Raw genomic sequence first — 8,273 nt, 5'->3', positions numbered from 1 at the left:
GGGCGGAGCGCGTGGCCGCCGCGCCCGCCGTCCCGCCGTTCTACTGCGAGCGCAGCCACACCAACCGCGCGCGGAGCTACCAGCACCGCGGCCTGTACGTGGACGGCGACGGCGCCGTGTTCCGCTTTCAGCACGGGCGCGGCGACCAGGCGCTGCTGCGCGTCCCCGCCGACTCGATGACGGAGCAGGCCCTGCTCGCCCGCTTTGCCCCGGGCCGCGCGCCCGTGGACCGCGTGCCGGCGGCGGAGATGGCGCGGCGGTACGCGCAGGTGCTGGAGGCCCGCGCGGGCACGCAGTCGCCGCGGCAGCGCCGGGGCGCGGACATGGGCGCCACCGTCCGCCGCTGCTTCGTGCCGGACGAGGGCGGCATCTACCGCGAGGTCCCGCTGCGGCAGACGGGCGACTGGGAGAGCCGGAACACGGCCCCGGCCGCGGCGGAGCTTTCGGCCTGGCTGGACTCGCTCGCGATGCGGGCGCCGTAGGCGGCCTCCGTGCCCGGTCACGGCGTGCATCGGCAGGACGGCGGGCGCTGCCGGGTGATCGAAACGCGGGGACGAATGCACACCGCCGGCAGGGCGCGGCGGACAAAAGGGGGCGCGGCGGACGGAAATCGTCCCCCGCGCCCTCGTCGCGTCCACGGATCGGCTTCGGTGGGGATGTTTACACCGCCGGGCGAGCGGGGACGCGCGCGCGTAAAAAGATGTGTCGCGAATCGTTTCTGCCCGGAGCGCACGGAGCACACCCGTTTGGGTCCATTCCAGAGCAGATTACGCGGGGGGAGCTTGCTAGGATGCCGACATCTAGTTAATCGTTATACGTCGGGAAGCGTATTTCTCGTCCTCCCGGGAGAGGCGATTCGGCCATCTGGTACGCGGTGCTGAAACAGTGCGCTAACGTGTCCCAAAACGAACGCAATCGGATGTCCTGAGGCAATCCGCTCGAAGCGCGGCTCCAAGGGCCGTGCTCGCCGTCAAGATTGGAGCAGCTGACGACGCCGTCGCGTCTCAGGTGATCTTTCGCGTCCCCTACATGCCAATTCGCGCGCGATTGCATCCGGTCGCGCCGCCGTTCCGCTTTCGCGCCATGCCCCACGGAGGAGAATCCCGGATGACCCAACCACGTGCGCCCGGCGACGGGCCTTCACGGCACGAACCGCAGGGGCTGGTGCTGCGCGAGCTGATCACGGCGGGCGAGCAGCTGGTCGCCACGCCGCGCATTGCCGCGCTGCTGGACGGCATTCCCGGGTGCCGGCTGGCCAACCACTACGGCCCCACGGAGACGCACGTGGTCACGGCGCACGTGCTGCCCGCCGACCCCGGCGCGTGGAGCCTGCTTCCGCCCATCGGCCGCCCCGTGCCCAACGCGCGCACGTACGTGCTGGACCGGCGGCTGGCGCCCGTGCCCATCGGCGTGGCGGGGGACCTGTACGTGGCCGGGACGCAGGTGGCGCGCGGCTACCTGGGCCGGCCGGCGCTCACGGCCCAGCGGTTTGTCCCGTGCCCGTTCGGGCCGGCGGGGGCGCGGATGTACGCCACGGGCGACCGCGCCCGCTGGCGCGCGGACGGCGAGCTGGAGTTCCTGGGCCGCGCCGACGCCCAGGTCAAGATCCGCGGCTACCGCGTGGAGCCCGGCGAGATCGAGGCGGTGCTGCGCGAGCACGCCGGCGTGCGCGACTGCGCCGTGGTGGCCGAGGACGGGCCGGGCGGGCGGCGGCTGGTGGCGTACGTGGCGGGCGGGGCGCAGCCGGACGACCTGCGCGACCACCTGCGGGCCCGCCTGCCGGACCCCATGGTGCCCTCCGTGTTCGTCCCCGTGGACGAGATGCCCCTCACGCCCAGCGGCAAGCTGGACCGCCGCGCGGGCCCCGCGCCCGCCCCGGCCCCCGCGGCCGAGGCGTACGTGGCGCCGCGCACGCCCCTGGAGGCGGAGCTGGCGGCGCTGTGGGGCGAGCTGCTGGGCGTGGAGCGCGTGGGCCGCGACCAGGGGTTCTTTCAGCTGGGCGGGCACTCGCTGCTCATGCTGCGGATGCAGGCCCGCATCCGCGAGCGCATGGGGCGGCAGGTGCGCGTGGTGGACCTGTTCCGCTACCCCACCGTGGCGTCGCTCGCGGCGCACCTGCAGGACGGCGAAACGGCCGCACCCGCGCCCCGCCGCGGAAGCGAGCGGGCCGCGCGGCGGCGGGCACTGGCCGGGGCGCGTGCCGCCGGCCGCACTTCGGACGACGATTCCAACGACGAGGAGGGCCGATGAGCGGCCAGCTGGATGAGATGGGGACCGGCGCCATCGCCATCATCGGGATGGCGGGACGCTTTCCCGGGGCGCGTGACGTGGAGGCGTTCTGGAGCAACCTGCGCGACGGGGTGAGCTCCATCACCTTCTTCTCCGACGACGAGCTGCGGGCGGAGGGCGTGGATCCCCGCCGCCTGGCCGATCCCTCGTTCGTCAAGGCGGCGGCGCGGGTGGCCGACGCGGACCGCTTCGACAGCGCCTTCTTCGGCTTTTCGCCGCGCGAGGCCGACGTGCTGGACCCGCAGCACCGCGTGTTCCTGGAGACGGCGTGGGAGGCCCTGGAGAACGCGGGGTGCGACCCCGCCGGCGAGACCGTGGGCGTGTACGCCGGCTCGCCCTCCAACGACTACGTGCAGCACGTCCTGGCCCGGCCGGACCTGGTGCAGGCGCTGGGCACGTTCCAGGTGGGGCTGGCCAACGGGCGCGACTACCTGGCCACGCACGCCGCCCACCGCATGAACCTGCGCGGCCCCGCCGTGAACGTGCACACGGCCTGCTCCACGAGCCTCGTGGCCGTCCACGTGGCCTGCCAGGCCCTGGCCAACGGCGAGTGCGACGTGGCCCTGGCCGGCGGCGCCGCCATCAAGCCGGGGATCCCGGGCTATTACCACACGCCGGGCGGGCTGGCCTCGCCGGACGGCCACGTCCGCGCGTTCAGCGCCGACGCGGGCGGGCTGGTGGGCGGCGAGGGCGTGGGCATCGTCGTCCTCAAGCGCCTGGCCGACGCCCTGGCCGACGGCGACGCCATCCGCGCCGTCATCCGCGGCAGCGCCATCAACAACGACGGCGCGCAAAAGGTGGGCTTCACGGCCCCCAGCGTGGAGGGGCAGGCGGCCGTCATCGAGGAGGCCCTGGGCGTGGCGGACGTCGATCCCTCGTCCATCGGCTACGTGGAAGGGCACGGCAGCGGCACGGCGCTGGGCGACCCCGTGGAGGTGGCCGCCCTCACGCAGGCGTTCGGCCCCACGGAGCGCGCGCAGTACTGCGCCCTGGGCTCCGTCAAGACCAACGTGGGCCACCTGGACGCGGCCGCCGGCGCGGCGGGGCTCATCAAGGCCACGCTGGCCGTGGAGCGGGGCGAGATCCCGCCGTCGCTCAACTTCAGCGCGCCCAACCCCGAGATCGACTTCGCGTCGTCCCCCTTCTTCGTCAACACCGAGCTGCGCCCCTGGCCGGGCGCGGACGCGGGCGCGGCGCCGCGGCGGGCGGGCGTGAGCTCGTTCGGCATCGGCGGGACCAACGCGCACGTGGTGCTGGAGCAGGCGCCCGCGCCCCGTCCCTCGAAGCCCGTGCGTCCCTGGCAGCTGCTGACGCTCTCCGCCCGCACCCCCGCGGCGCTGGAGACGGCCACGGACCGGCTGGCGGCGCACCTGCGCGCGCACCCGGAGCAGCCCCTGCACGACGTTGCCTGGACGCTGCAGACGGGGCGCCGCGGGTGGGAGCACCGCCGCGCCGTCGTCGCACGGACGGCGGAGGAGGCCGCCGAGGCGCTGGAGGTGCGCGCCCCGGACCGCGTGAGCGGGGGGACGGCGCCCGAGGGCGGCAGCCGCGTGGCGTTCCTCTTTCCCGGCCTGGGCAGCCACTACCCCGGCATGGGGCAGGGGCTGTACGCGTCGGAGCCCGTGTTCCGCGAGACGGTGGACCGCTGCGCCGAGATCCTGCGCCCCCACCTGGGGCTGGACCTGCGCGAGGTGCTGTATCCCGCGGACGCGGGGCCGGAGCAGGGCGGCGCGGCCCCCGTCATCGACCTGCGCGCCATGCTGGGCCGGGCCGAGGCCACCGGGGACGACCCCGGCGCGGGGCTCAACGCCACCCGCGTGGCGCAGCCGGCGCTCTTCGTGACGGAGTACGCGCTGGCGCGGATGTGGATGTCGTGGGGCATCCAGCCCGCGGCCATGGTGGGGCACTCCCTGGGCGAGTACGTGGCGGCCACGGTGGCCGGCGTGTGGTCGCTGGAGGACGCCCTGCTGCTGGCGGCCGAGCGGGCGCGCATCGTCTCCGAGCTGCCGCCGGGCGGGATGATGGGCGTGACGCTGCCCCCGTCCGAGGTGCAGGAGTTCCTCAAGGGCGGGCTGGACATCGGCGCCCTGAACGGGCCCTCCATCACCGTCTTTTCCGGCCCCGTGGAGGAGCTGGAGGCCGTGCAGGCGCAGATGGAGGCGCGCGGCGTCTCCTGGCGGCGCCTGCCCCTGGAGCACGCGTTCCACTCGCGGATGATGGAGCCCGTGGCGGAGCGCGTGGCCGAGCTGCTGCGGTCCGTGCGCCTGCACGCGCCCACGCTGCCGTTCGCCTCCAGCGTGACGGGGCGGTGGATCACGGCCGCGCAGGCCACGGACCCCGCGTACTGGTCGCGGCACCTGGTGAGCACCGTGCGCTTTGGCGAGGGCGTGGAGACGCTGGCCAGCGCCGGCATCCGCGTGCTGCTGGAGACGGGCCCGGGCCATGGCCTGCGGATGCTGGCCTCGCAGCTGGACGTGTGGGGCGACACGCCGCCCGTGGTCGTGGCCTCCATGCGCCACGCGTACGAGCACCAGCCCGACGCGGCGCACGTGATGGGCGCGGCGGGCCGGCTGTGGGCCGCGGGCGCGCCCGTGGACTGGCGGGCCGTGCACGCCCACGAGCGGCTGAACCGCGTCCCCTTGCCCACGTACCCCTTCGAGCGGCGCCGGCACTGGATCGAGCGCCCCGCCGCCGGCTGGTCGCCGTCCGCCGCCGCGTCCACGGGCGGGCTCTATCTCCCCACGTGGCGCCGCGCCCCGCTGGCCCCCGCCACGCGGGCGGAGCCCACGCGCTGGCTCCTGCTGGCGGACGAGAGCGGCGTGGGCCTGCGTCTCGCGGCGCGGCTGCGGGCGCAGGGCCACACCGTCGCCGTGGCGGAGGCGGGCGATGCGTTCCGGCGCGTGGGGGAGGGCGCGTACACCGTCCGCCCCGGCGCCGCGGAGGACCTGGCGTCCCTGCGCGACGCGCTGGAGGCGGCGGACGGCCGTCCCGGCCACGTCGTCCTCCTGTGGGGCGTGGGCGCGGAGGGGGCGGATGACCTGCAGGGCGCGCAGGCGCGGGGCTACGCCAGCGTGGCCGCCCTGGCCGCCGTCTTCGCGGCGGGGGCGGACGATCCGCTCCGCGTCACCGTCGTCACGGACGGCGTGCAGGACGTGGGCGGCGGCGAGCCCGTCTCCCCCGTCCGCGCCACGGTGCTGGGCGCCTGCGCCGCGCTCCGGCGCGAGCATCCCGCCGTGGTCTGCCGCGTGGTGGACGTCCGCCCGCGCCCCGGCGGCGAGGCGCGGCTGGCGGACCAGCTGCTGGCGGAGGTGACGGCGGACGTGGACGACACCGAGGCGGCCCTGCGGGGCCCCGCGCGGTGGGTGCGCGGCTGGGAGCCGGCGCCGGCCCCCGTTTCGGCGGACGACGCGGACGGCATCCGCCCCGGCGGCGCCTACCTCTTCACGGGCGCGCCCACCACCATGGGCTGGTCCCTCGCCGAGCACCTGCAGGCCACCCGCGGGGCCCGCGTGGCCATCCTGGCCGACCCGGCCCTGCCGGAGCGGGAGGCGTGGGACGCGTACCTGGCCACGACGTCGCCGTACGCCCCCGTGGCGCACACCATCGGGTGGCTGCGCGGGGCCGAGGCGCGCGGCGTGTCGCCCCTGCTGCTGCGCGCGCCCATGGACGACGCGGACGCGCTGCGGGCGGCCCTGGAGCGCGCCCGGACGGAGCTGGGCGCTTTGCACGGCATCGTCCACGCGCCGGCCCTGGGCGCCGCGGCCGAGTACGCGCCCCTGGCGCAGGGCGCGCCGGAGGGCGCCGGGGCCGAGCTGGCCCGGCTGGACCGCGAGCTGGCCACCCTGCGCGCGGCCGCGGACGGGCTGGAGCTGGACTTCGTCCTCCTGCAGAGCTCCATCGTGGCGGGCAGCGGCAGCGGGATGGGCGCGGCCGCCGCGGGGTACGCCCTCGTGGACGCCTGGGCCGCGCGCGCCGCGGCGGACGGCGCCCCGTGGACGAGCATCGGCTGGGACCGGTGGCGCACGGAGGCGGAGGGCGACGGCGGCGACGGCATCCCCGCCGCGGACGGGCTGCGCGCCTTTGCGTGGGTGGCGGCCCTGGGCGGCGAGCCCCGCGTGGTCGCGTCCATGCGGCACCCCGGGGCCCGCGCCGCGCGGCCCGCCGCCGCGGACGACGACGAGTCGGCGGACCTGCATCCCCGGCCGTCGCTGGCCGACGCGTACCACGCGCCGTCCACGCCCCTGGAGGAGCAGCTGTCCCTGCTGTGGCGGGACCTGTTCGGCATCCGCAAGATCGGCGTGCACGACGACTTCTTCCAGCTGGGCGGCCACTCCCTGCTGGGCATGCAGCTCGTGTCCCGCGTCCGCGGCACGTTCGGCATCGAGCTGCCCCTGGCGGCCGTCTTCGACGCGCCCACCATCTCGCAGTTCGCCGCCGTGCTGGACCAGGCGCTGGTGGCCGAGGTGGAGGCCATGTCCGACGAGGAGGTGGCGCTGGCCCTGGCCGCCAGCGAGGCGGACGGGACCGGCGCGCATCCGTCCCTGGCGATGGCGGCGGCGGACGAGGGCGCCCTGGCCGGCGACGCCGGGATCGCGAGGGCCGAATGACCGATTCCGCCACCCGCTCCCGCGCGGAAAAGCAGGAGCGGCTGCGGGCCCTGCTCACGGCACGCCTCAACCGCCCGGACGGGGGCGAGGCGCCCCGCGGGGACGATTCGCACGGCTCGCCCATCGTCCCCGTGCCGCGGACGGACGCCGGGCTGCCGCTCTCGCTGGCGCAGGAGCGGCTGTGGCTGGTGGACCGGCTGCGGCCCGACAGCGCCACCTACAACGTCCCCGCGGGGCTGCGGCTGCGGGGCGTGCTGGACGAGGGGGCCCTGGAGCGGGCCCTGGCCGAGGTGGTGCGCCGCCACGAGTCCCTGCGGACGACGCTCGCGGAGCGCGACGGCGAGCGCGTGCAGGTCATTCACCCCTTCACCGGCTTCGCCCTGCCCGCGGAGGACCTGACGGGGCTGCCGGAGGCGGACCGCGAGGCGGCCGTCCGCGCCCGTGCCGCGGAGGTGGCGGGGGCGCCGTTCGACCTGGCGGCTGGCCCGCTCGTCCGGGCGCGGCTGCTGCGCCTGGCCGCGGACGACCGCGTGCTGCTGGTCTGCATGCACCACGTGGTGACGGACGGGTGGAGCATGGGCGTGCTCTTCACGGAGCTCACCCGGCTCTACGGCGCCTTTGCGGAGGGGAAGCCGTCGCCCCTGCCGGAGCTGCCCCTGCAGTACGCCGACTACGCCGCGTGGCAGCGCACCAGCGCCGGCGCGGCGGCCATGGCGCGGCACCGGGCGTACTGGAAGGCGCGGATGGCCGGCGCGCCCGCCCTGCTGGAGCTGCCGACGGACCGTCCCCGCACGGCCCGGCGCCTGGACGAAGCCGGCACCGTGCCGTTCGACCTTCCCGCCCCGCTCACGGCCCGGCTGGAGGCCCTGGCCCGCGCGGAGGGCGCCACGCTGTACATGGTGCTCGTGGCCGCCTTCCAGCTCCTGCTGGGCCGCTACGCGGGGAGCGACGACGTCTGCGTGGGCAGCCCCGTGGCGGGGCGCACGCGGGTGGAGATGGAGGGGCTCATCGGCTTCTTCGTCAACACGGTGGTGCTGCGGACGCGGCTGGACGGCGACCCCACCTTTCGCGTGCTGCTGGACCGCGTGCGGACGGCCACGCTGGAGGCGTACGAGCACCAGGCGCTCCCCTTCGAGACGCTCGTGGCGGACCTGCAGCCGGAGCGCTCGGCCGGCTGGTCGCCCGTCTTCCAGGCCATGATCGCCCTGCTGAACGCCGACGGGGGCAGCGGCTCGCTTCCCGGCGTCACGCTCAAGGCCGTGGAGATGGACACGGGGACGGCCATGTTCGACCTCTCGCTCAACCTGGTGCCCCGCAACGGCGGCCTGGGCGGGACGCTCAAGTACGCGGCGGACCTGTGGGAGCACGAGACCATCG

At 76.1% G+C, this 8,273-nt stretch carries 4 protein-coding genes; all 4 read left to right on the top strand.

Annotated features, from left to right (window positions below):
- A partial coding sequence (locus VFZ20_RS12365) for a hypothetical protein (protein WP_329684193.1) occupies nucleotides 1-482 on the top strand: 482 nt, incomplete at its 5' end.
- 625 nt (nucleotides 483-1,107) lie between these two features.
- Nucleotides 1,108-2,250: a non-ribosomal peptide synthetase gene (locus tag VFZ20_RS12360; RefSeq protein WP_329684192.1), complete on the top strand. Its 1,143-nt coding sequence runs from the start codon at nucleotides 1,108-1,110 to the stop codon at nucleotides 2,248-2,250.
- A complete protein-coding gene (locus tag VFZ20_RS12355) occupies nucleotides 2,247-6,896 on the top strand; it encodes a polyketide synthase (RefSeq protein WP_329684191.1) in 4,650 nt (1,549 codons plus the stop codon). Before VFZ20_RS12360 ends, VFZ20_RS12355 begins: the two co-directional genes overlap by 4 nt.
- Nucleotides 6,893-8,273, top strand: a 1,381-nt coding sequence (locus VFZ20_RS12350; RefSeq protein ID WP_329684190.1) for a condensation domain-containing protein, incomplete at its 3' end; no start/stop codon positions are given. The genes VFZ20_RS12355 and VFZ20_RS12350, both read left to right, overlap by 4 nt.

Source organism: Longimicrobium sp. (assembly GCF_036280135.1).
GTDB lineage: Bacteria > Gemmatimonadota > Gemmatimonadetes > Longimicrobiales > Longimicrobiaceae > Longimicrobium.
This window is presented reverse-complemented; position numbering and strand designations above follow the sequence as displayed.

Bases quoted from the DNA above. Each gene is read 5' to 3' on its own strand.
- VFZ20_RS12360 (WP_329684192.1), top strand. From the start codon at position 1,108: ATGACCCAACCACGTGCGCCCGGCGACGGGCCTTCACGGCACGAACCG.
- VFZ20_RS12355 (WP_329684191.1), top strand. From the start codon at position 2,247: ATGAGCGGCCAGCTGGATGAGATGGGGACCGGCGCCATCGCCATCATC.